Origin of the sequence: Streptococcus sp. 714 (assembly GCF_013277115.1) — a bacterium.
Classification (GTDB): domain Bacteria; phylum Bacillota; class Bacilli; order Lactobacillales; family Streptococcaceae; genus Streptococcus.
The window spans coordinates 180,042-205,264 of record NZ_VMMH01000017.1; the positions used below are offsets into that span (position 1 = coordinate 180,042).

The 25,223-nt window shown below is 40.2% G+C and carries 23 protein-coding genes and 1 other annotated feature; of the genes, 1 reads left to right on the forward strand and 22 read right to left on the reverse strand.

Annotated features, from left to right (window positions below; translation table 11 throughout):
* The first annotated feature begins 17 nt into the window (after positions 1–17).
* The gene (lysS, locus tag HT718_RS07130) at positions 18–1,508 is read left to right on the forward strand and encodes a lysine--tRNA ligase (protein ID WP_049547267.1); all 1,491 of its coding nucleotides are present in this window, start codon (positions 18–20) and stop codon (positions 1,506–1,508) included.
* 168 nt (positions 1,509–1,676) lie between these two features.
* On the opposite strand, the gene HT718_RS07135 is transcribed toward lysS, so the two are convergent.
* From HT718_RS07135 to HT718_RS07240, 22 genes are all read right to left on the reverse strand, one after another.
* Positions 1,677–2,516, reverse strand: a complete 840-nt coding sequence (locus tag HT718_RS07135) for an amino acid ABC transporter substrate-binding protein (RefSeq protein WP_000182491.1) — start codon at positions 2,514–2,516, stop codon at positions 1,677–1,679.
* A 9-nt stretch (positions 2,517–2,525) separates the two neighbouring features.
* Positions 2,526–3,155, reverse strand: coding sequence for an amino acid ABC transporter ATP-binding protein (locus tag HT718_RS07140; protein ID WP_173268007.1), 630 nt, complete (start codon positions 3,153–3,155; stop codon positions 2,526–2,528).
* A gap of 9 nt (positions 3,156–3,164) precedes the next feature.
* Positions 3,165–3,806, reverse strand: coding sequence for an amino acid ABC transporter permease (locus HT718_RS07145; protein WP_173268008.1), 642 nt, complete (start codon positions 3,804–3,806; stop codon positions 3,165–3,167).
* Between the two features lie 303 nt (positions 3,807–4,109).
* On the reverse strand, positions 4,110–4,265 hold the full coding sequence (locus tag HT718_RS07150; protein WP_000502580.1) for a hypothetical protein: 156 nt from the start codon (positions 4,263–4,265) through the stop codon (positions 4,110–4,112).
* 9 nt (positions 4,266–4,274) lie between these two features.
* On the reverse strand, positions 4,275–5,585 hold the full coding sequence (gene obgE, locus HT718_RS07155; RefSeq protein WP_173268009.1) for a GTPase ObgE: 1,311 nt from the start codon (positions 5,583–5,585) through the stop codon (positions 4,275–4,277).
* A 63-nt stretch (positions 5,586–5,648) separates the two neighbouring features.
* Positions 5,649–5,783: a DUF4044 domain-containing protein gene (locus tag HT718_RS07160; RefSeq protein WP_020900303.1), complete on the reverse strand. Its 135-nt coding sequence runs from the start codon at positions 5,781–5,783 to the stop codon at positions 5,649–5,651.
* Positions 5,784–5,841: 58 nt separating this feature from the next.
* The gene (locus HT718_RS07165; protein ID WP_173268023.1) at positions 5,842–6,018 is read right to left on the reverse strand and encodes a PspC domain-containing protein; all 177 of its coding nucleotides are present in this window, start codon (positions 6,016–6,018) and stop codon (positions 5,842–5,844) included.
* Positions 6,019–6,047: 29 nt separating this feature from the next.
* Positions 6,048–7,373: a glycosyltransferase family 4 protein gene (locus HT718_RS07170; RefSeq protein ID WP_173268010.1), complete on the reverse strand. Its 1,326-nt coding sequence runs from the start codon at positions 7,371–7,373 to the stop codon at positions 6,048–6,050.
* 15 nt (positions 7,374–7,388) lie between these two features.
* A complete protein-coding gene (cpoA, locus tag HT718_RS07175; protein ID WP_173268011.1) occupies positions 7,389–8,513 on the reverse strand; it encodes an alpha-galactosylglucosyldiacylglycerol synthase in 1,125 nt (374 codons plus the stop codon).
* Positions 8,514–8,652: 139 nt separating this feature from the next.
* Entirely contained in the window at positions 8,653–8,982 is a 330-nt protein-coding gene (locus HT718_RS07180) for a metal-sulfur cluster assembly factor (RefSeq protein ID WP_000331929.1), read from the reverse strand.
* Between the two features lie 14 nt (positions 8,983–8,996).
* The gene (gene rpoD / locus HT718_RS07185; RefSeq protein WP_173268012.1) at positions 8,997–10,106 is read right to left on the reverse strand and encodes an RNA polymerase sigma factor RpoD; all 1,110 of its coding nucleotides are present in this window, start codon (positions 10,104–10,106) and stop codon (positions 8,997–8,999) included.
* A gap of 2 nt (positions 10,107–10,108) precedes the next feature.
* Positions 10,109–11,869, reverse strand: a complete 1,761-nt coding sequence (dnaG, locus tag HT718_RS07190) for a DNA primase (RefSeq protein ID WP_173268013.1) — start codon at positions 11,867–11,869, stop codon at positions 10,109–10,111.
* Between the two features lie 89 nt (positions 11,870–11,958).
* The gene (locus HT718_RS07195) at positions 11,959–12,717 is read right to left on the reverse strand and encodes an ABC transporter ATP-binding protein (RefSeq protein ID WP_173268014.1); all 759 of its coding nucleotides are present in this window, start codon (positions 12,715–12,717) and stop codon (positions 11,959–11,961) included.
* Complete coding sequence (locus HT718_RS07200) at positions 12,714–13,580, reverse strand: ABC transporter permease (RefSeq protein ID WP_173268015.1); 867 nt, start codon at positions 13,578–13,580, stop codon at positions 12,714–12,716. The genes HT718_RS07195 and HT718_RS07200 overlap by 4 nt, the downstream gene beginning before the upstream one ends.
* Positions 13,581–13,655: 75 nt before the next feature.
* Complete coding sequence (trpX, locus tag HT718_RS07205; RefSeq protein ID WP_173268016.1) at positions 13,656–14,651, reverse strand: tryptophan ABC transporter substrate-binding protein; 996 nt, start codon at positions 14,649–14,651, stop codon at positions 13,656–13,658.
* Positions 14,652–14,762: 111 nt separating this feature from the next.
* Positions 14,763–14,980: a binding site (T-box leader), on the reverse strand.
* A 96-nt stretch (positions 14,981–15,076) separates the two neighbouring features.
* Positions 15,077–17,773, reverse strand: a complete 2,697-nt coding sequence (ppc, locus tag HT718_RS07210) for a phosphoenolpyruvate carboxylase (protein WP_173268017.1) — start codon at positions 17,771–17,773, stop codon at positions 15,077–15,079.
* 24 nt (positions 17,774–17,797) lie between these two features.
* Positions 17,798–19,021, reverse strand: a complete 1,224-nt coding sequence (locus HT718_RS07215) for an FtsW/RodA/SpoVE family cell cycle protein (protein ID WP_173268018.1) — start codon at positions 19,019–19,021, stop codon at positions 17,798–17,800.
* Positions 19,022–19,182: 161 nt separating this feature from the next.
* Complete coding sequence (gene prsA / locus HT718_RS07220; RefSeq protein WP_000727947.1) at positions 19,183–20,121, reverse strand: peptidylprolyl isomerase PrsA; 939 nt, start codon at positions 20,119–20,121, stop codon at positions 19,183–19,185.
* Between the two features lie 66 nt (positions 20,122–20,187).
* Positions 20,188–20,901, reverse strand: coding sequence for an O-methyltransferase (locus tag HT718_RS07225; RefSeq protein WP_134803811.1), 714 nt, complete (start codon positions 20,899–20,901; stop codon positions 20,188–20,190).
* A gap of 1 nt (position 20,902) precedes the next feature.
* On the reverse strand, positions 20,903–22,705 hold the full coding sequence (gene pepF / locus HT718_RS07230; protein WP_173268019.1) for an oligoendopeptidase F: 1,803 nt from the start codon (positions 22,703–22,705) through the stop codon (positions 20,903–20,905).
* Between the two features lie 18 nt (positions 22,706–22,723).
* Complete coding sequence (locus tag HT718_RS07235) at positions 22,724–23,677, reverse strand: competence protein CoiA family protein (protein WP_173268020.1); 954 nt, start codon at positions 23,675–23,677, stop codon at positions 22,724–22,726.
* Between the two features lie 344 nt (positions 23,678–24,021).
* On the reverse strand, positions 24,022–25,223 hold a 1,202-nt coding region (locus HT718_RS07240), incomplete at its 5' end, for a DUF1542 domain-containing protein (protein WP_173268021.1).

Here is a 25,223-nt window from a genome sequence, read left to right on the forward strand (position 1 = left end):
AAAACTAGGAGGATCCCATGTCAACAGAACATATGGAAGAACTAAATGACCAGCAGATCGTTCGCCGTGAAAAAATGGCTGCGCTTCGTGAACAAGGAATCGATCCTTTCGGAAAACGCTTTGAACGCACTGCAAATTCACAAGAATTAAAAGATAAATATGCTGACCTTGATAAAGAACAATTACATGATAAAAATGAAACAGCTACTATCGCAGGACGCTTGGTAACCAAACGTGGTAAAGGTAAAGTTGGCTTTGCCCACCTTCAAGACCGCGAAGGTCAAATCCAAATCTACGTACGTAAAGATGCTGTCGGTGAAGAAAACTACGAAATCTTCAAAAAAGCAGACCTAGGTGATTTCCTTGGTGTCGAAGGTGAAGTGATGCGTACAGATATGGGAGAACTCTCTATCAAGGCGACTCACATTACACACTTGTCTAAGGCCCTTCGTCCTCTTCCAGAGAAATTCCACGGTTTGACAGACGTTGAAACAATTTACCGTAAACGTTACCTTGACTTGATTTCTAACCGTGAAAGCTTTGAGCGTTTTGTCACTCGTTCAAAAATCATCTCTGAAATCCGTCGTTACCTTGACCAAAAAGGTTTCCTTGAAGTGGAAACACCTGTTCTTCACAACGAAGCTGGTGGTGCGGCGGCCCGTCCATTTATCACCCACCACAATGCCCAAAACATTGATATGGTGCTTCGTATCGCAACTGAGCTTCACTTAAAACGCCTTATCGTTGGTGGTATGGAACGCGTCTATGAAATTGGCCGTATCTTCCGTAACGAAGGAATGGATGCTACTCACAACCCTGAGTTCACTTCTATCGAAGTTTACCAAGCATACGCAGACTTCCAAGATATCATGGACTTGACCGAAGGCATTATCCAACACGCTGCTAAAGCTGTTAAAGGTGATGGTCCAGTTAACTACCAAGGTACTGAAATCAAGATTAACGAACCATTTAAACGTGTTCACATGGTGGATGCTATCAAAGAGATTACTGGTGTAGATTTCTGGCAAGACATGACTTTGGAAGAAGCCAAAGCTATCGCTGCTGAGAAGAAAGTTCCTGTTGAGAAACACTACACTGAAGTTGGCCACATCATCAATGCCTTCTTTGAAGAGTTTGTTGAAGAAACCTTGATCCAACCAACCTTTGTCTATGGACATCCAGTAGCTGTATCTCCACTGGCTAAGAAAAATCCTGAAGACGAACGCTTTACTGACCGTTTCGAGCTCTTCATCATGACTAAGGAGTACGGTAATGCCTTTACTGAGCTCAACGATCCAATCGACCAACTTAGCCGTTTTGAAGCCCAAGCTAAAGCCAAAGAACTTGGTGATGATGAAGCGACAGGCATCGACTACGACTACATTGAAGCCCTTGAATACGGTATGCCTCCAACAGGTGGTTTAGGAATCGGTATCGACCGTCTCTGCATGCTCCTCACTGATACAACAACTATCCGTGACGTATTGCTCTTCCCAACAATGAAATAATACTCTTCGAAAATCAAATTCAAACCACGTCAGCGTTGCCTTGCCGTACTCAAGTACAGCCTGCGGCTAGCTTCCTAGTTTGCTCTTTGATTTTCATTGAGTATAAGCTCTTATCCTCTGGCTCTTGTCAGAGGATTTTTTGATGCAAAAAAGAGACTGAGTAAAAACTCAATCTCTACTTTTCACTTCTTTAGTTGCCACATCTTCTCCAAACCATTTTTGGCTGATTTCCTGGAACTTCCCTTCTTGGTATAGTTGAACAAAAGCTTGGTTTAAAGCTTGTAGTAATCTTTTGTCAGCTGGTCTAACTCCTACTGCAAAAGATTCACTTTCAAATCCAGCTGAAAAGACATTATAGTCATTTAATATCCCCTCAGACTGAAGATAGTAATTAGCATACACTCGGTCAATCAACAAGGCATCAATCCGATCATTCTTTAAGTCAATCAAGGCCTCATTAAAACTCTGGTACTGATTGGCCTTCTGGTCTTTGACACGATTTTTCAATAAATCTGGCTGGGCTTCAAAGTCTAAATAACCAGAGGAACCGGCTTGGGCTCCCAAGGTCTTATCCTTCATATTCTCTACTGAATGAATTTGCTGGCTTTTCTTCGCAACCAGAACTTGCTGATTTTCCATATATGGAATGCTAAAGGCAACCTTCTCTCGGCGTTCATCAGTGGCAGAATAGCCATTCCAGATGGCATCTATAGTTCCATTTTGCAGTTCCGTCTCCTTCATATCCCAGTCAATTGGCTGAAATTGCACCTTAAAACCTAATTTTTCAGAAACTGCTTGTGCTAAGTCAATATCAAAGCCCGTATATTGGCCATTCTTTTCTTCAAATCCCATGGGTACAAAGGTATTGTCAAAACCAATGGTTATACTGCCTTGCTCTTGATACTTATACCAGTTATCCTGCTTTGGATCGCTAGCCTTCTGAGTACAAGCTGTTAAAAAGAGAGTCAGGAGCGAAACCAATACCAAAGCAATTTTCTTATTAGTCATTGGCACCTCCTACTTGGGCTCAACCTTGAGAATCTGATCTGCGATATTTTCAGCAAACTGCAAATCGTGGGTAACCACAATCTGGGTCATGCCAAGTTCCCTATTTTGCAAGATCAGTTTTTCCACTTCCAAGCGTAATTCTGGATCTAGGGCCGAAGTTGGTTCATCGTAGCCAATGATTTCTGGGTCAATCATCATAGCACGCGCCAAGGCCACCCGTTGCTTTTGCCCACCAGATAGTGAGAAAGGATAGGCATCTGCATGTCCTGCCAGTCCTAATTGTTCCAAAAGACCTCGCGCCTTCTGCTCAGCCTCATCCTGCTTCATTCCCATGGTTTTTACAGGAGATAAGGTCAAATTGTCCAGAACTGATAAATGAGGGAACAGTTGAAAATCTTGGAAGACAAATCCCAGTAGATTCCGCTTCTCCAATTCATCCAGCTCTAAAGGTTCTCCATTATAAAAGATTTGCCCTGAATCAATGGTTTCAAGACCTGCAAGCATACGTAAGAGAGTTGTCTTACCTCCACCAGAAGGCCCAACGATAGCCAAGATTTGCTTTTCAGGAATGCTTAGACTGAAATTGGACAAAATTTGCTTTTCACCAAAACCCTTATTGATATTTCGTAATTCTAACATGGTAGCCTCCTATCTATAGTAACTGTACTTCTTCTCAACTTTTTTGGCAAGAATAGTCACAATACCAATCAAAATCAAGTAAATGGCTCCTGCCAAGAACATAGGAACCAGACTAGCATCACGGTTGGCAGCTGTTCGACTAGCCAAGATAAGATCTGAAATTCCTAGAGCATAGACCAGAGAAGTATCCTTGACCAAACTCATAACCTCATTAAAGACACTAGGAAGAACGATCTTGGTCACTTGGGGCAAAATAATATAGCGCACTGTGGCAAAATGACTGAACTTCAAGACCTTAGCAGCCTCATATTGACCTTTAGGAATGGTATCAATCCCTCCACGGAAAATTTCAGCAAAGTAAGCCGCATAATTCAAAACAAAGGCAATGATAGCCGCAGGAAGGCGATCTAAACGGATCCCAATACTTGGTAGCACATAATAGATAAAAATCAATTGCAAAAGTAAGGGTGTACCCCGCATGATCCAGATATAAATGTTAATAAGATGATGGAGGAGCTTCCAATGGACTTGCAAGGCAAAGGCAATTAAAACGCCCAAGGGAATAGAAAAAATCAAGACCAGCACAAAAACCTGTAAAGTCATGCTTGCACCGCTCAATAAACTCGGTAATATCTCAAACAAATAAGACATACTGACACCTCCTAAAAATAATTGCTCCTATTATAGCATAAATAAACCAAATAACCAACCATTTTTGTAAAAAAATTCTTTTTAATAGAAAAAATACAGTGTCTTGAAGCTAGAATAGGACAACACAATTTATAAAGCCTTGTTAGAAATTTGATTTGAATTCCCTAGTCTATTTGTTTATATTTTATTTTAATATATTATACTTTGTAAATAAAAAGAAAGGACGAATTTTGCCCTTTCTCGATCTTAGCTTCTATTTGTTACAGTTAACTTGACTGATAATTGGAGTTTTATCTTACGTATTTAAGATGGATTGTCTTTTTTAGTTCGTGCCAACCTCAAGGCACGATTTGGATTGAGACGATTAAATAGTTCTTCCAATTTCTTTTCATTCCAAACGTCTGCGGCGGAAACAAAATTACCATCCGCATCTCGGAAAGATATCGGTTTATCTCCCATATCAATCTCCTAGTCTACAAATTCAAACTCAAATTTACCAATGCGGACCAAGTCCCCATCCTTAGCACCACGCGCACGAAGAGCTTCATCAACTCCCATACCACGAAGCTGGCGAGCAAATTTCATGACTGATTCGTCACGATCAAAGTTGGTCATATTAAAGAGTTTCATCAGTTTTTCACCAGAAAGCACCCATGTTGCATCGTCATCACGACTAATTTCAAAGGCTTTTTCTTCCTCGTCAAAGCCGTAGTATGCTTCTTCTTCCATATCTGACTCGTCATAGAGCAAAAATTCTGGTGTCTTGTCTAACAATTCAGCTGTAGCATCCAAAAGCGTAGCCAAACCTTGCTTAGTCAAACCAGAAATTGGGAAGATAACTGGTAACTCTTCAAATTCATCGTAGTTTTCAGCCAATTTTTTCTTAAATTCTTCAAGATTTTCCTGACTCTCAGGCATGTCCATTTTGTTAGCTACGATAATCTGTGGACGTTCCATGAGGCGAAGATTGTATGACTCCAATTCCTTGTTAATAGCAAGATAATCCTCATATGGATCACGACCTTCACTAGCTGACATATCAATGATGTGAAGAATGACACGTGTACGCTCGATGTGACGGAGGAACTGGGTTCCTAGACCGACTCCTTGACTAGCCCCTTCAATCAATCCTGGTAGATCAGCTACTGCAAAGGATTCGCCTGATTGGGTACGAACCATTCCTAGATTTGGCACAATAGTTGTAAAGTGGTAGGCACCAATTTTAGGTTTAGCAGATGTGATAACACTTAAAAGTGTTGATTTCCCTACAGATGGGAATCCAACTAAACCAACATCTGCTAAGATTTTTAGTTCCAATTGTAACTCACGTTCCTGACCTGGTTCTCCATTTTCAGAGATTTCCGGTGCAGGATTTTTTGGAGTCGCAAAGCGGATATTTCCGCGTCCACCACGACCACCGTGGGCTACAATAAATTCTTGACCGTGTTCAATCAAATCTGTCAAGATCTTGCCAGTCTCAGCATCACGAACAGTCGTTCCTTGTGGTACACGAACTCTAAGGTCCTCGGCACCACGACCATGCATCCCTTTGGTCATTCCTTTTTCACCAGAATCAGCCTTAAAATGGCGATTGTAGCGGAAGTCCATCAAGGTACGCAAACCTTCGTCTACAACGAAGACCACATTGCCTCCACGTCCACCATCACCACCCCAAGGACCACCATTAGGGACATATTTTTCACGGCGAAAGGCAACCATACCATCGCCACCATTACCAGCCTTGACCTTAATCTTGGCTGTATCTAAAAACATACTCATTATTTCTTCTCACTTTAAAAAAGGGCTGGGAAATCCCAGTCACAAAATTTTCTTGAATCTATTTTATAGATTGCTGAGGGCACCAATTGCAGTTGCAAAAATACCCAAAATACTTGCTAAAAGCATAATAACAACGATAATTAAAGTTATTTTCTCAAACATAGTTTTTTTACGATTTCCATTATCTCCAAATGCCATTTTTATCTCCTTTGTTACATTCTATTTTCTATTATCTTAGCATGATTTCAGCTAGTTTTCAATAGTCAGTTGCTACTGGTGCGATAATCCATAAAATGATATAAGCTATAATTCCAGCTCCGTAACAGCAAGCAAGGACACCCCAAATGACTCGAACGATAGTTGGATCCATATCTAGATAATGGGCGACTCCGGCACAAACACCAGCAATCTTTTTATCACGACCGCTTCTCATTAATTGTTTTTTCATAGCTGTTCCTCTTTCTATTCTTCATGGTCTTTCCAATAATCTCTTATGCTGATTAACTGTGTTTTTGAAGCCTTCAGCATGCGTCTAGATTCTTTTACGGGCACAGCAACCACCTGTTGCGGAAGATACAAAACTGTCTTAAAAATACGCTGACTGACCGTGTCATCTTTTGATAAATCTTTCTGGAAGTTATTTGAAATAATGGCATCCAGATAAAACTCATGCACTCGTTTCCCAAAGTTCTCAGCTGAAATCTCGTACAATTTCTCTGATAAGGTATGTTCATCCATGTCCGGCGTCGCAATCAAAGCTTCTAAAATAGCTCCAGCTAAATCATGTTCCCCATAGTACAAGGTTCCAAACATTTTATCACTGATAAGATTGTCCAGATAAGGATTTCCATGAGCAATGACAGGAGTTCCACTAGCTAAACTTTCCAAGTAGGTCAAACCTTGGGTTTCACTTGTCGATGCTGAAATGAAGAAATCCGCCGCCTTATAGTAAAGAGCCGTCTCACTAGGAGCAATCATCCCTGTAAAGATAACGGAGTCTTGAATCTCTAATTTCTGGGCTTGCTCTTTGAGATCATCCAGATAAGGACCATCCCCAGCTACCACCAGTTTGACCTTGTCTTCTTCTTTCAGAACTTCTGTAAAGGCTGCTAGTACTGCTTGAATATTTTTTTCATAGGAAATTCTGGAGAGACTAAGTAGCATCTTTTCATCATCTTGAATCCCTAATTTACTACGTAGTTCTTTTAGATTTTCTTGCTTGATTTCTGGACGCTCAAACTTGGCTAATTCAATACCAGTAGGAATGACCCGTTTTTCAACCTTGACTTTATAATCAGATAGCAAGTCACGAACAATCTCACTCGGGCAAATAACCCCATCCACATCATGCAAGAAACCTCTTACTAAGTACTTGACCATACTCGGACGAATCAACATCCCCTTAGCAATATAATGCACATAGTCTTCATACTGGGTATGATAGGTATGGATGACTGGAATTTTCAATTCACGCGCAATCCAAATCCCCAACAAGCCAAGAGAAAATTCTGTCTGAGTATGGATAATATCTAGCTGATACTGTTTAGCAATTTCAAGTGCCTTGCTAAAGCCTCGATAGGCAAAGCGACGATCTTTAAAAGCAAAGAAGGGAACACTTGGAATGCGGATAATTTGCCAATCTTCATAACGATTGACATCCTTATCTGTCGTCGTAAAGATAAAAACAGCGTGCCCCTGCTTTTCAAGCTCTGTTTTCAGAGTTCGAATACTGGTCGCAACACCAGAAACCTGAGGAAAATAGGTATCTGTAAATAAACCAATTCGCATAGATTACCTCACTTTTTACTTTCTCCCTAAAGCAGCTTGTTTCTCATAAAAGTCCAACCAGATTTGTAACAGATGCTCTTCAGAATACTCTCTAGAAATATTCTTAGCCTTTTCTTTAAGTTCTTTTAAGGCAGCAGGATTGGCTTGATATTCCAAAATAGCTTCTTTCATTTCTTCTCTATCTGCTGTCGCCCGATAATTCCCCTCCAAAATCACCTTATAGAGATCCAAATCACGCAACATAATAGGCGCTTCACAACTCGCAGCCTCTAAAATGGTCATAGGAAAGAGCTCATTATAACTAGGCAGCAAGAAAAGGTCCGCTAGGGCATACAACTCACGCATTCGCTCTGGTGACACGATACCTGGAAAAATCAAATTTTCTGGAGGATTATCCATAATTTTCTTATAGCGTTCATAACCATCTGTCATGCCCCCAAAAGAGAAACCACCCGCCCAGATAAAGGTAATGTGGGGCAATTCTTCAGCAAGGCGGATAAAGTCATCAATCCCCTTGCGTTTCTGAACTTGACCTGCACCAACTACGATAAACTGATTTTCACCAAGGTCAAATTCTGATCGCAATCGACTTACTTCTTCTTGTGGAAGAGGATGCCATTTTTCCTTGTTGACAAAGTTAGGAATATAGGTCACTTTTTCACGTGGAATACCAGCTGCCACCAAATCCTCTATAAACATAGGATTGACCACCACCAAGTGCTCCATCCGGTTGTAAAAAGAAAATACATAGCGTTTGACAATTCCCTTTAAGAAAAATGGAATTTTCAAACTTCCCTCAAGTGTATCTGGCAAGAAATGTACATAGCCAATTTTTCTCCCTGAGCGTTTCTTTTGGAAGGTTGACAAATAATAGGGGAAATCAATCGTATGAAAGTGAGTCACATCTGCCTCGATTGGAAGATTTTCAGTAACAATCAATTGGTCCTTGGCATCACGGTGAAGAAGACGAACTAATTCACGGTAGGCACCTGAAACTCCTTGTCCTGCTACTTTTTCACTTGAACTCAACATATTGATGCGTAATTTCTTTTTTTCCATAACTACTATTATATCATTTTCTTTGAATAAAATCAGCAAAATAAAGGAGAGACTAGAGGAAAAGAGGGGAAATTTCCTCACTTTTCCAACGGTCTCTCACATGCTTTTATATGTTTATACTCAATGAAAATCAAAGAGCAAACTAGGAAGCTAGCCGCAGGCTGTACTTGAGTACGGCAAGGTGAAGCTGACGTGGTTTGAATTTGATTTTCGAAGAGTATTACTTAATGCCTAGGGCAATGCGTGCATAGCGACTCATTTTTTCAACTGTCCAGGCTGGATACCAGACTAATTTGACCTCAGTATCAGTCACTTCTGGGACCTCTGTCATAGCATCATAAATCTGGTCCGTCAAAAGGTCTGCCAGGGGACAACCCATAGTTGTCAAAGTCATGTCAATCTCTGTTTGCCCTGTATCACCGTCAAAACGAATCTCATAAATCAAACCAAGATTGACAATATCGATTCCCAACTCAGGGTCAATAACTTCTTCCAAGGCTGTTAAAATGCGTGTTTTGATGTTTTCGATTTGCTCTTCTGTATAAGCCATATTTATCCTCACTCTTAGTCTTCAATAAAATCACGAAGCGGTTTGCTGCGACTTGGTTGGCGTAGTTTTCTCAAAGCCTTAGCTTCAATCTGACGGATACGCTCACGGGTTACGTTAAAGACTTTACCTACATCTTCAAGGGTGCGCATTTTTCCATCATCTAGTCCAAAACGTAGACGCAAGACGTTTTCTTCACGGTCTGTAAGAGTATCCAAGACCTCATCCAGCTGCTCACGCAAGACGATACGAGTTGTGTAGTCCACTGGATTTTCAATCACTTCGTCTTCGATAAAGTCCCCAAGGTGGCTATCATCCTCTTCACCGATTGGTGTTTCAAGAGATACTGGTTCTTGGGCAATCTTCAAGATTTCACGAACCTTGTCTGGAGTCATATCCATACGTTCTGCGATTTGTTCTGGCGTTGGATCTTGTCCCAATTCTTGAAGGAGATTACGCTGTTCACGAACCAATTTATTAATGGTTTCAACCATGTGGACTGGGATACGGATGGTACGAGCTTGATCCGCAATAGCACGAGTGATAGCCTGACGAATCCACCAAGTTGCGTAAGTTGAAAACTTGAATCCTTTAGAATAGTCAAACTTGTCAACCGCCTTCATCAAGCCCATGTTCCCTTCTTGAATCAAGTCAAGGAACTGCATACCACGTCCGACATAACGCTTGGCAATAGAAACAACCAAACGAAGGTTGGCTTCCGCAAGACGTTGTTTGGCTTCGATATCACCAGCTTCAACAGCAAGCGCCAATTCTTTTTCCTCTTCATTGGTCAAGAGAGGAACGACCCCAATTTCTTTCAAGTACATACGGACAGGGTCATTGACCTTAGCCGAAGTTGATCCAATCAAGTCCTCATCGCTAAGTTCTGGCTCTTCTTCTGCACTAAGAACACGCGCACTTGGATTTCCTTCGTTATCTGTGATTGAAATCCCTGCATCCTGAATTCGTTGCAAGAGATCTTCAATCCCATCAGCATCCAAGGTAAAAGGAATGACTAGACTAGCATTGATTTCATCATCTGTTGCTGTCCCTTTTTGCTTATGATTACGGATAAATTCTGCTACTTGTACGTCAAATGTTGTTACTTCTTTTTGTTTTGTTACCATTATTACTCCATTCTTCTCTTTTGGGAAATTAAACGTTCCAATTCTTCTAGGGCTGTATCGGTATCTCCTACATGGCTAGCTTCCTGCACCTTCTTTTTGATTCTCATATTGTCCTGATTCAAGAGAGCCTTGTTTCGAGTCATCTCTACTTCACTAAGTTCCTGCGGTGACATCTCAGCAGGTAAATCCTGAGCTAAGACTTGGTACCAAGCTCTTTCAACTTCCTCTGTCTGTTCTGCTAAAACTTCTGGAGGAAGATTACCATACTGGCCAAGTAAGTCATATAAAACCTGAAATTCAGGAGTGTCAAATGCAAAATCTTCTCGCAAACGGTAATCGTTCAAAATAAGGGGAGATTCCATCATTCGATAAAGTAGATGGGCTTCTGCCCTCATAATAGCCGATAACTGCTTGGTGACAAGCATGGTGATTGGCGTCGGTCTGGAAATTCCTTCCATACGATTCTGCCTTTGTGCCTGTCGACTCTCATTCACAATCTGCTCAATCTGGGCATAATCAAAGGACGCCAGACTATCAGCTAAAATATGAATATAGCTGTTTTGAGCAGTGATAGACTTTTCTTGAACAATCAAAGGAGCTATTTTTTCAATAAACTCAATCTGAGCCTGCAGATTTTCACTATTTTCAGGCTTGTACTGGTGAATGTAAAACTCAATCGGACTAATACGAGTTTTCGTTAATAGATAGGCCAAGTCTTCTGGTCCATTTTTTTGTAGATACTCATCTGGATCCAAGTTATCAGGCATACTGACGATTTGCACAGGCATATCGCCAATTTCATCCAAAGCTTTCAATGTCGCAGCTTGTCCAGCCTTATCGCCATCGTATACCAGAACTAACTTCTTGGTTAACCTTTTCAGATGCTCAACATGCTCATGACTCAAGGCCGTTCCCATAGACGCCACAGCATTTTCGATTCCAGCCCGATAGGCTGCAATGACATCCATGAACCCTTCCATCAGGTAAATCTCACTGGCTTTACCAGAAGATTTTTTTGCCCTATCCATATGATATAATTCGTAACTTTTGTTAAAAATTGCAGTCGATCGGCTATTTTTATACTTAGAAGTTTGTGAATCCGTTTTCTGCCAGATACGACCTGAGAAGGCAATGACCTTTCCCTGATCATTGGTCAAGGGAAACATAATCCGATTGTGAAAGGTGTCTACAAATTGATTAGCATCTGAGAGGTAAAATAGCCCTGAATCCAGGAAATCCTCTTCACGATACTGACCAGACAAACGCTGATAGAGATAGTTTCGTTCTGGAGGTGCTAAACCAATCCGAAAATGCTTGAGCACTTCATCTGTCAAACCACGCTGATAGAGGTAGTTTCTAGCCTCTTCCCCCATGGTCGTTGTCATGAGAATGGCATGATAAAATTTGGCAGCATCTTCGTGCATATCATAAAGAGCTTGATGTGGAGAGGCTAGCTTCTGCTCACTATAAAGCGGTTTTTCCACCTCTATCCCAACACGCTGACCTAAGATTTGGACAGCCTCCATAAAGGGAACCCCCTGGTACTCCTCGATGAACTTAAAGACATCACCCGAGCGACCACAACCAAAACAGTGATAAAACTGCTTATCCTCAACAACGTTGAAAGAAGGTGTTTTTTCACCATGAAAAGGACAGAGCCCTAGATAGTTCCGTCCTGCCTTTTGTAAAGAAATCACATCTCCTATGACTTCCACAATGTTGGCATTGTTTTTGATTTCTTCAATGACTTGTTTGTCAACCATACACAATACCTCCATGTTATCATAGTTTACTTTATATAGTATACTTTATTTCAGAAAAAAAGTAAACCATTTCACTCATTTTCCCTACTTTATTCAAAGAGTTGATAATAATCAGAGATTTTCATTTTTGCTTTTTCTTCTTGGTTCAAATCTTGGATAATCCGTCCTTCTTTCATGACAATCAGACGATTGCCATATTTGAGAGCATCTTCCATATGGTGAGTAATCATAAGAGCTGTCAGCTGGTCTTTCTTGACAAATTCATCTGTCAATTCCATCAAGGCCACACTGGTCTTTGGATCAAGGGCCGCAGTATGCTCGTCCAACAAGAGTAATTCAGGACGCTTCAAGGTTGCCATCAAGAGACTCAGAGCCTGTCTTTGTCCACCTGATAAGAACTCAATCGGTGTATTCAAATGTTTCTCAAGACCATTTCCTACTTTTTCAATAGTAGCCTGAAACTCATCCTTATAACTAGCCAGACGTCTTGGAAAGAGTCCACGCTTTTCACCACGAAACTTGGCAATCAAAAGATTTTCAGCCACTGTCATACGAGGAGCTGTCCCCATCTTGGGATCTTGAAAAACACGAGACAGATACTTAGCGCGCTTCTCTGGTGAAAACTTGGTAACATCTTCACCTAAAATACGGATGGTTCCACTGGTTAAGGGCAAGGTTCCTGCAATGGTGTTAAATAGAGTTGATTTACCAGCACCATTTCCACCCAAAATCGTGATAAAATCCTGTTCAAAAATTTCTAAGGAAACATCATTTAAAATAATCTTTTCTTCATCAAAGCCATTTTTAACGACTTTGGTTGCATTTTTTAATTCTACAATTGCTGTCATTTGCTTAGTTTGGCTCCTTTCAAGATGGTTTGCTTAAATGTTGGAATCATGAGGCAGACTGCTAAAATCACGGCACTGTATAGACGAAGGTAACTTGTATTAAAGCCAAGCGCAATAACTGCCCACACTAAGAATTGATAGGCGATAGAACCCACAACGATGGCAACCAGACGTTCTGCCAGGCTCAAACTCTTGAAGATAACTTCCCCAATAATCAAACTTGCAAGTCCCACAACGATAACCCCGATTCCTCGAGATACATCGGCATAGCCTTCTTGCTGGGCAATCAGAGCTCCTGCAAGGGCAATCACACCATTGGATAAGACCAAGCCCATGAGCTCCATGCGCCCAGTATGGATTCCGAAACTTCTAGCCATATCAAGATTGTCACCTGTGGCAATATAGGCTTGTCCGAGTTTGGTGTCCAAGAAAAAGAGCATGAGAGCAATGACAAGACTGACAAAGATAAGACCTGTCAAGAGTTGGTTCAAGTCTGAATCAAAAGGTAAGACATCCTGGATTTGCTTAGTTCCAAGCAGTCCTAAATTCGCACGTCCCATAATCAAGAGCATAATAGAGTGACAAGAAGTCATCACCAAAATCCCTGAAAGTAAAGTCGGAATCTTCCCTTTTGTATAAAGAAGCCCTGCTGCCATTCCAGCCAAACAACCTGCTCCTACAGCAACAAGTGTCGCTAAAAAGGGATTTACACCTTTGGTTATCAGAGTGACAGCAACAGCTCCCCCAAGAGGGAAGGAACCTTCTGTCGTCATATCTGGAAAGTTTAAAATCCTAAATGTCATAAAGATTCCCAGACCTAGAATAGCCCAGACAAATCCTTGAGAAATAATAGATAATATCATCTGTTTCTTAACCTTTTCTATACGATTTCTTTTGTAAAAAATTGGAGGAGATGTCCCCAACTCCTCCATTGTAGATTATTCAATCACTTGTCCTGCTTCTTTTAGAACAGATTCAGGAATAGTAATACCTAACTCTTGTGCCAATTTTTTATTGATTACTGATTTACCAGTTGAAAAGACATTGACTGGTGTATCGGCTGGTTTTGCACCTTTCAAAACTTGAGCAATCATTTTACCTGTTGCCACACCAAGATCATGTTGGTCAACTACAACGGATGCCAAACCACCTGCTTCTACCATGGCAGTTGCGCTTGGGTAGATTGGTTTTTTAGCTGATTGGTTACTTGATACAACAGTTGAGAAGGCTGAAGCAATTGTGTTATCAATTGGAACCCAGATAGCATCAACCTTGCTAGTCATAACGTTGACTGTTGAAGCAATTTCGTTTGTTGAAGGAACTGCAAATGTTTCCACTGCCAAACCTGCTTTTTCAGCATAAGCTTTAAATTCTTCTACCTGTGTTTTTGAATTATCTTCACTACTTGAGTAAAGAGCTCCGATTGTTTTCACATTTGGTGTCAAAGCTTTGATGAGTTCAACTTGTTGTTGAGCTGGGTTGTGGTCTGATACCCCTGTAATGTTGCCACCTGGTTTTTTCAAATCTTTAACCAAGTTCGCACCGATTGGGTCTGTAATAGCGGCCATGATAACAGGTAGATCTTTTGTGACACTAGCCAAACCTTGGGCAGCTGGTGTTGCAATACCAACAACCAAGTCATTGCCATTTGCAACCAATTGTTTACTCATTGTCGCAACCTTACTTTGGTCACCTTCTGAGTTCATAAAGTCAATTTTCAACTGATCATCTTTGTAGCCTTCTTCTGCTAGTCCATCTTGAATCCCTTTATAAATCAAGTCAAGAGATGGATGGCTCACAAACTGAAGGACACCAACTTTGGCAACTTTCTTTTCGTTCTTAGCTTCTGGTTTATTCATTGAAGAGTAAATCAAGCTTCCTGCTACTAAGACTGCTAATGCAGCGATAATTCCAATTAAACGTTTATTTTTCATTCTATTTCTCCTTTTTAATTCCTTTAAACTACTTCACTTATACGAACAAGCGACGCCATCGTTTTCTTTCCATACTAACCTCCATCAAAAAAGTCCTCACACAAAAACTTGTGTGAGGACGTCGATGCGCGGTACCACCTCAATTATAGGGAATTTCCCTATCACTCTGTCTCGCAATAACGAGATGCACTGTAAGGTGTGCTCACCGAATTTTTATGATTTCAAATTCTAAATAACATTCAGCCCAATTTTCATCATCATCACTTATCTGTTTTCAGCTACCACAGACTCTCTAAAAAGTTTGTATGACTACTTTTCCGAATGGTTAAATTATATCATTTTTCAACTACTTGTCAAGACTCTTTGAGAATTTTTTTGAAATATTCAAAAACTTCCCCTATAGAAAGGAGGAAGTTTGATAGGTATCAGCCTGAATTACGCAATCCTGTCGCAATTCCGTTGATGGTTGTATGGATTAATTTTTCTTGATCGCTTGACAATTCTCCTCGACGTTGACGTTTAATCAACTCCAACTGGATATAGTTGAGGATATTAAAGTATGGCATACGGTAATCCAAACTTGCTTTTAGATATGGATTTTCCGCCAAGAGTTCATCGTAACCTTCGATAGCCAAGATGACTTCCTTGGTAACTTGCCATTCATTTAAAATAGTCTCATAGATTGCTTTTACTTGATCATCTTCACAAAGTTTGGCATATTCAAAAGCAATGTTCATATTTGATTTTGACAAGACCATGTCAACATTTGAAAGAAGCGATTGGAAGAAAGGCCAATTTTGGTACATATCTCGTAGAATAGCGATATTCTCTGGATTTTTATCGATAAATTCCTTGAAGCTTGATCCAACCCCATACCATCCAGGGAACATGACACGGCTTTGTGACCATGAGAATACCCAAGGGATAGCACGTAAACCACCGATTTCAGTAATGGTCTTACGAGCGGCTGGACGAGAACCAATATTAAAGCTTGAAATAGCCTTGATTGGACTTGACTCAAAGAAATAATCATAGAAATGGTCATTACCAAAAACCAAATCACGGTAGATATCGTAACTACGGTCCACCACTTGGTCCATAATAGCTTCATAACGATTTGAGGTATTGGTATCACTCTTCTTCTGAGTAATCATACGGTTAATGGCCGCTGAAACCAGCATTTCAAGGTTATAGTAAGCAGCGTCTTTGTTACCGTATTTATTTCCAATTACTTCACCCTGCTCCGTCAAACGGATACGATCCTTGATTGACTTAAGCGGTTGAGATGTAATAGCTTCATAGGTTGGTCCACCACCACGACCGACAGTACCACCACGGCCATGGAAGAAGGTAACCTTAACGCCAAATTCATCTCCAATAGCAGTCAATTGTTGTTGAGCCTTGTAGAGAGTCCAACATGATGAAAGGTAACCACCATCTTTATTACTATCAGAGTAGCCAAGCATGATTTCTTGGTAGTTATTGCGCGACGCAATCCATTTCTTAGCAAGGGCAAGAGAAAGGTACTCTCTCATAGTTTCTTCTGAGTGGTCCAAGTCCTCAATTGTCTCAAAGAGAGGAACGATTTGGACACGGGCTCTTTCTTTATCAACTAACCCTACTTCTTTTAGTAAGATAGCCAATTCCAGCATGTCTGATACGCTGGTTGCATGTGAAATGATGGTCTGACGAATGACATCATCACCCAGCTTATCTTTCAAATTACGAGCAGCCTTAAAGATTGCTAATTCTTTTTCAAGTAACTCTGATTTTTCAACATGAGTAGCAGAAAGAATACGTGGATCTTCTTCTAATTCTTTTAAGAGAAGCTGGCATTTTTCTTCTTCACTTAGTTCGCTATAACGAGAATGAATTCCTGCTGATTTCAAGAGTTCGGCTACACATGCCTCATGAACACTTGAATCTTGACGCATGTCGATGGATGCCAAATAGAAACCAAAAATTTCAACTGCTTGAATTAACTCAACAAAATCACCAGAAATTAGTGCCTCACCCTTGTTTTCCAATAGGGAATCACGGATAGTAATTAAGTCCTTATAAAAATCATTGGCTGTTTCATAGCGAGCTCCCGCTTCCTTATCCTCAATCAGATAGGTTTTTGTTGCTTGGATTTTTGATTGAATATCAAACAAGGCACGACGATACAGCTCTTTTTCGCGGTAAATCGAATTATCCTTAGATTGACGAGCCATTTCTCTGACTTGCTTGCTGACATTGACAATACTTGTTGAGAGAGAGAACTCACGATAGAGCTGATAAATCTTTTCATCATAGTAGTTCATGATGACTTCACACTGAGTCATGGCAGATTGTTTCAAGGTATCTGCTGTAACAAAAGGATTCCCATCACGGTCTCCACCAATCCACATTCCCATGGTAATTGGTTTAGGATGTTTCAACTCCAAGCCATGTTTTTTAGCCAGGCGCTTGTACTCAGCAGTCAAATGAGGAACAGCTTTCAGGAATGAACTATTGTAGTATTCCATAACATTCGTGATTTCATTGGTAACTTTTAATTTCTTTTCACGAATCATATCTGTTTGCATGATAATCTCAATATAACGACGGAGATCATTATGCCATTTTTCCTTATTAATCAAGCCTAGCTTCACATCACGATACTTACGCAAGAGGGTATGGATATGATTTGTCAAATCCAACATACTCTTACGTTGCACTTGTGTTGGATGGGCAGTCAAAACTGGAACAACATTCAAATGTTCTAGAATTTCAACCGCATTTTCTTTTTCTGCAACCATTTTAATCGTTGCTGACAATTTACCAAGATAATCTTGATCGATATTATTTTGGTGGTTGATTTCATAGGCCAAATCCACGTCTTCTGAAATATTAATCAAGAGAGGCAAGATAGAGAAATAGCGTGAAATATAAGCCATTTCATCATTTGTCAGGCTAGTAACCAATTGGTTCAAGCCTTGATAATCTTCTTGAGTTGATAATTCCTTCAACTGCATGATTTTTTCAAAAGTTTCTGGAGCAAGCATATTTTTAGTAATATCTTCTAACAATTCTGTTAAAATCAATACTTCTTCTTGCACGACAGCTTTATTACTATAGTTTTCTAATTTTTGAAGAGACATAGGCAATCCTTTCTACTCTCAGCGCTACAGATAGTGTGATGAGTGAGCTTCTAACTCCTCATACAATTGGGCACGTTTTTCACTTGCATCAATATTTAAGACAAAGGCGATGGCTACAGATAAGACTAAGAGACTGTTCCCTCCTTGCGATAAGAAGGGGAAGGTAACTCCTGTTGAAGGAATAATACCAGCAATTCCACCGATATTAACAAAGACCTGTACCAACATCATCCCCCCAACTCCAATCGCCATCATGGAATTAAAGGGATTCTTAGCACGAATTCCCACCAGGATAATTCGTAAAATAAGGAAAAAGACAAGTGACAAAATCAAGCTGGCTCCCACAAAGCCAAATTCTTCAATGACAATTGAAAATACAAAATCTGTATGGGCCTCTGGTAAATAGCCTCGTTTTTCAATTGAATTTCCTAAACCTAGACCAAACCAACCACCATTTACCATGGCAAAGTAGGAATTTGCAAGTTGGTGGCCTGCTCCTGCCAAATCATCAAAAGGGTTAAAATAGGCGCTGAAACGCTTGGCAACATAACCAAATACTGGAACTTTTGAAAACTTATCAACCCCTATAAAAGAAATAAATGATAAGGATAGGGCAGAAATTCCGACTAAAATTCCAAAAAAAGCAAGAAACCATCTGTAAGCGATTCCGCTAATTGTATACATAATCAAGGCAACCAAAGCTAAGATAGAAGCATTTCCCAAATCTGGGAAAATAGCAAGGCTCCCAATCAATACCAAGAGGACAAAGCGCCAGTCATTAAACGCACGAGGAAGCCACTGATTTTGTGTTAAAACTTGGAAATCATAAACAGCTATATCCTCTTGTTGTTTGGAAAATTTATTTGCTAAATACCAAATAATAATAATTTTCAAATATTCGGCTGGCTGAATGGTCAAAGGTCCTACTGAAATCCAACCATAGGCTCCATTGACTGGCGTACCAATTATCCGAGCCATAGCTAATAGAATCAGCTCAACAAACATAACGATAAATAAAAGACGTTCGTTTCGTAAAAAATTCAGTTTCAATTTGTATATCAAGGCAATCAGTATCAAACTAAATATCCAAAACAGTCCCTGACTTCGGACCAATTGCAGTGCACTTTGGCCTTCTTGAATTAAAATAGCACTGGTTGTCGAATAAACCACAATCAAGCCCAAAATAGATAAAAGTAAGTAAGGAACTAGAATAGAATAATTTAACAGGTGCCTTTTACTAATCTTCATAGTATCACCAATCTAATGAGAATAACACAATTGCTTCCCAAATTCCGTTTGTTTTCTAGTTTTGATTGCTATTATACCATTTTTTCCGAAAGAAAAAAACTCTTATCTATCAGATAGACCATTTTTGTCATAAGAAAAAGAGCACTTGGCCCTTTTCTGTTTTATTCTTTTGATGAACTACTTGAGCTTGAATCTCCACCACCGATATATTGAGTGAAGATATTTTGGAAGGCTTGGTCTTTAACCTTGATATTAGCTGCTTGTAATTCTTTTCCGATAATGCTTTGAACAAATGTTGAATCATTTTGTTTTTGAGTCAAGATAACAGTTTTTAATTTTTCTTTGTAGTCATCAAGATTAGATGATTTTTCTGTTTTCTTAGTGAGTTTTACAATGTAATATTGGCTGCTGTAGGCTTGTGTACCAGCGGCTGTAATCACATCAGAAACACCGTTTACATCTAAAGCGAAAGCTGCTTTCTTAACTTGTTCTGGTACTTCTGTCGAAGCAGAGTCAAAGGTGATTTCTCCACCGTTTGCTTTCGTTTTTTCATCAGTTGAGTTATCTTTTGCTAATTGAGCGAAATCTGCCCCACTTGCCTTAGCTTTTTCGAGGACTTCTTTCGCTTTATCCTCATTATCAAGACGAATAATTTGAGCCGTTACATCTGGAGTATATTCATCAAAGGCTTTCTTATAAGCATCATCTGTCAATTCAGCCTCTGCTGCCTTCTTAACTGCCAACTCAACCAATTTACTTGTACGAATTTGAGCTTTACGTGTTTCAAGAGTCATGCCTGCTTGTGACAAAACACGTTGGTAGTTCTCACCATATTGTTTTTCTTCTTCTGCAATAGTATCATTGACTTCTTTGTCATCTACTTCTGAACCGTATTGTTTCTCAAACACTTTTTGGATAGTCAAATTCAACAACACTTGTTGGGCTGAAGGATTGCTTTTCACTTGCTCATAAAATTGATGTTCTGTGATAACATCCCCTTTCATACTGATAAGATCTGCTCCTTCTGAGCCTTTCGAACAAGCTGCTAATGTTGCTACTGATAATAGTGTAATGGCACCTGCCAATAGTTTTTTCTTCATGTCTACTCCTTTGAGATAAGTATTACCCTATCTATTTTACTATATTTTCTTAAATTATTCTGAAAATCATTCGCTGTCAGGCAATTGAACATCTGCTACATTTTTACGAAGCATGAGAATACCGTCTCCCAGAGGGACTAATGTTGCGGTGAGTCCTGGATTATCTAAAGTTGCGTCAAACAGTCTTTGAAGGCCTCGATAAATAGTTCGCTGACCACGACGGACTTCCATAATGTCCTTGGCAACATCACCACCTTGGAAAATATCATCCAAGACAACCACACCACCAACTTCCAAATGTTTGAGGATTTCTGGTAGAAAGACGATGTATTTAGACTTAGCAGAATCCATAAAGACGAAATCATAGGACTCTGTCAGGGTTGATAAGACATCTACCGCATCTCCTTCTAGGAGAGTAATTTGCTTGCGACTGTCAAACTGAGCAAAATTTTCCTTGGCAAAACCAATCATCTCTGGATTGCGGTCAATGGTTGTAATCTTGGCCTTTGGCGCATGTTCTGCCATTAAAAGAGCTGAAAAACCGATAGCCGTCCCAATTTCCAGAATATTTTTAGGCTGCATGGTTTCCATAAGAAAACGGAAATAAGCAACCGTTTCATGAGGAATAATGGGAATATTTTCCTTACGGGCAAAGTCTTCCAATTCTTTCAAAGAGCCTGTAACTTGCTTTTGACGCTGACGCATCAAGTTCACAATTTCTTCCTTGACAACAGGGCGACGCATATTATGGTTGGCATTTTTACTGTACGATTCAACCATCTTATGCCAATCCCAATTTTTCAACAAGGGCTTCAAACTCATTCAAACGACGTTCAAAGACTGCAAAGGCATCGTTGAGGTAGTCTTCCTTCTCCATATCAACACCAGCTTTTCTCATGACATTAAGTGGGTAGTCAGACTTACCAGCCTTGAGATAGTCGATATAGCGGTCACGGTCTTCTTGACTACCATGGACAATCTTTTCAGCTAAAGCTGAGGCTGCTGCAAAACCTGTTGAATATTGGTATACATAGTAGTTATAGTAGAAGTGTGGAATGCGAGCCCATTCGTATTGGATTTCAGGATTGTCTTCCTTACTCAAACCATAATACTCTTGGTTCAAGTCTGCGTAGAGTTTATTTAAGAAATCGCTTGTCAAAACTTCACCATTTTGGTCCGCTTGGTGAATGGCGTGTTCAAACTCAGCAAATTGAGTTTGGCGGAAAACTGTTCCACGGAAACCATCTAGGAAGTTATTGAGAATAGCAAAGCGCGTTGCGTCGTCTTCCACTTCTTCCAATAATTTCTCCGTCAAGATATTTTCATTGGTAGTTGATGCAATCTCAGCCAAGAAGATAGAGTAATCTCCGTAAACATAAGGCTGAGTCTCACGAGTATAGCTGGAATGCATGCTGTGACCTGTTTCATGAACAAGGGTGAAGAGATTGTCCAGATTGTCCTGCCAGTTAAGGAGCATAAAGGCATTGGTATCGTAAGAACCACCAGAGTAGGCCCCTGAACGCTTGCCTTGATTTTCGTAAACATCAATCCAACGCTCACTGAAAGCACGTTTAACACGGCTCAAGTAATCCTCACCCAAGACTGCCAAGGCATCTTCTGCCTTTTTCAAGGCTTCTTGGTAGGTAAAACTGTATTCAACAGATGAAAGCGGTGTGTAGACATCGTACATCTTGAGGTCTGAAATCTCCAAAATCTTTGAACGAAGCTCAAGGTAACGATGCAAGAGGGGTAAATGCTTGCGAACTGCTGCTACCAAATTGTCATAAACACTCTCTGGAACAAAATTCGCCGCTAGGGCTGCATGACGAGCACTCTTGTAGTTACGAACTTTGGCACGGTAGTTTTGCACCTTAACATTGGTTTGCAAGGTTTTGGCATAGGTATGTTGGAATTGTTCATAAGTCGCATAAAGAGCTTGATAGGCACCACGGCGAACCTCACGATTTTTAGACTCCATCAAACGTGTGTAAGTCCCATGAGAGAGCTGCACTTCGTTACCATCTTCATCTTTAACAAATGGAAAGACGATATCTGCATTATCTAAAATCGCAAAGGTTTCACTTGCCGAACCAAATATTTCACCAGCTCCAGCTAATAATTCTTCTTCTCGTTGTGATAGAACGTGATCCTTTCCTTGCAAAAGCTTATCAAAATAGTGTTGATAAACCTGCAATTTTGGTTGAGCTTCTAAAAAATCAGCATACTGCTTTTCGCTAATTTCCATAAATTCAGGTTCATAGAATGAAAAGGCTTGGTCTAGCTGGCTGTAGAGTGTCATGGCCTTGGCATAGTACTCTTGGTACTTAGCTTCACGCGTGTCCTGGTCATTTTTCATATGAGCATAAACGTAAAGCTTCTCCATTTGGCGTTCCATCTCAAGAGAAAATTCAGTAATTTCGAGTAGGCTATCCGCACTATCCAAGAGATGGCCTTCATACTGGGCTACTGTCTCCAATTTTTCTGTTAAATCTTTTAAGGCTTCTTCCCAAGCCTGGTCAGTTGGGTAGATCGTTGATAGATCCCATGTATCTTTTTCATTTATTTCATTTCTTTGTAATACCATTAGATTCCTCCATCCTTTCTATTCTACCATATTTTTCAAGAAATATTGCTGATAAAAGGCTGGTGGATAAAGCTTTTGCCAATCATTTTGAGGATTTTCTTGATAATAGGTGTAAAAGTGCTGATAATAGCTATTCAAGTCTTGTTCAATCTGGAAAAATTTGCCCACTAGTGGTCTAATTTGGGGATACCATGCTTTTAGCTCATAAGTCAGGATATTCTCTCCCTTTTGATAGGCTTCTGCTTGTTCTTTCATCCAAAAAGGATTTTGATAATACAATTGTTGCCGGATATAGCGACAGATGTCTTTATCCTCAGAAACTGTAAAATGAGATATTTTTTGTTTCTTATAGGGACACCGTAATATTTCCAATAAACTACCTTGACCATAGGAAAATTCCTTTATTTGATAATGGAGTTTACCGCGGAGATCCTGGTAAATCAGGTATTTGAGCCTTAAAAGCTGTTTTTCCTTGTCTAATTCCCAAACATAAAAGCCCATATTTTGACTGAAATAAAGAAAACCTTGTTGCAGACGACTCAAACGCTCCTTAAGCCAAAGTTTTTGACCCAGCAACCACAGTACTTGGTAACCTTGACTACGGTAACCCTCACTACGCTCCTTAAGAATTTTTTGAGTCAAGGGACTACACTGGACTTCTAAAGCTAGACTACCATTTACAAACACATCCGCAATCTGTTTAAGTTCTGGAAACGGGTATTCTAATTGTACCTCTGCCTCTTTTTTCAACCAGTGATAGAGGGATTCCTTATTGAACAGATGTTCTAGGCTTTCATTTTCAGAGGAATAATCACAGTCTTTTAAGGATTTATGGGCAAAATGGGTTCGTACACTTGAACCTTGACGCAAACGGAGCTGACCTCCACAAGCTGGGCAGGTGTATTCTTGCTTCTCAAGTTTATCCTCTAACACATTTACCAACTGTCCCCTAGCATCTCTCGCAACAAACATGATTTCCCTCCTTTTCTATATTATTCGAAAAAATTAATAATTGTATTTTTAATTATAGAAGAAAAGTATAGTAAATCGAAATAAAGTATAGGCAAATTGATTGGGGAATTATAGTGAGTTGAAATAATATCTGAACTAAGAGATTAGGAAAGTCAAATTAATTTCTAACAATGCTTCAGAAGTCATGTCCTACTATTCCAGTTTCAATACCCTATATAATTGACAAATAACCAAAATCTCCTAGCAATCAATGGACTACTAGGAGAGTTTTTTTAAGGAATTCTATATAAGCTATAAAATCAAATACAGATTTTACTAAAACATTAGATTAACTTATATATAAATTATGCTTCCTCATCTTCTTTACGACGACGGCCTGCAAGACCAAGTCCAAGTACTGCACTTGCTGCAGCTGCTACCATAGCCACTGTAGAGTCTGCTGTACCTGTATTTGGAAGTTGTCGATCTTTATTTATTGTAGTTACAGATTTTGGAATTCCCTCTGACATTTCATTAGCACTGCCGTCCTTATGTGGCTGAGCTGGCATTTCTTCTGAAATACCATTCACACTACCTGTATAGGCTGGGACTTCTGCTGTTGGTGGCGTAATTACGTTTCCTTCTCCGTCTGTACTGCTTGTTCCTACTGGATCTGTATAGGCTGGAATCTCTACAGTTGGTGGCGTAACTACGTTACCTTCTCCGTCCGTACTGCTGGTTCCTACTGGATCTGTGTAGGCTGGGACTTCTGCTGTTGGCGGTGTAATTAGGTTACCTTCTCCGTCCGTACTGCTGGTTCCTACTGGATCTGTATAGGCTGGAATCTCTACAGTTGGTGGCGTAATTAGGTTACCTTCTCCATCTGTACTGCTGGTTCCTACTGGATCTGTGTAGGCTGGAATCTCTACAGTTGGTGGGGTAATTACGTTTCCTTCTCCATCTGTACTGCTTGTTCCTACTGGATCTGTGTAGGCTGGGACTTCTGCTGTTGGTGGGGTAATGACGTTACCCTCTCCGTCCGTACTGCTGGTTCCTACTGGATCTGTATAGGCTGGGACCTCTGCTGTTGGCGGTGTAATTAGGTTACCTTCTCCGTCCGTACTACTTGTGCCTACTGGATCTGTGTAGGATGGAACTTCTACAGTTGGTGGGGTAATGACGTTGCTTTCTCCATCTGTACTAATTGTTCCTACTGGACTTACTGCTTCAATTGCTTTAACTCCTGTAGTTTGAGCGCCATCTACGCCTTCTTGATCTTTCGCTTCATTGATGGCATTGACTGCGGCGAGGGCAGCTTTCGCTACTTCAGCTTTCGCTGCTGCTTTTTCATCGTCTGACAATTTAGCGTTCTTATCAATTGACGCAATCTTAGCTTCTGATGCTGCTTGGATGGCTTCTAGCGCTTTCTCTTTGCCTACTGGACTTACTGCTTCAATTGCTTTAACTCCTGTAGTTTGAGCGGCATCTACACCATCTTGATCTTTCGCTTCATTGATGGCATTGACTGCGGCGAGGGCAGCTTTCGCAACTTCAGCTTTCGCTGCTG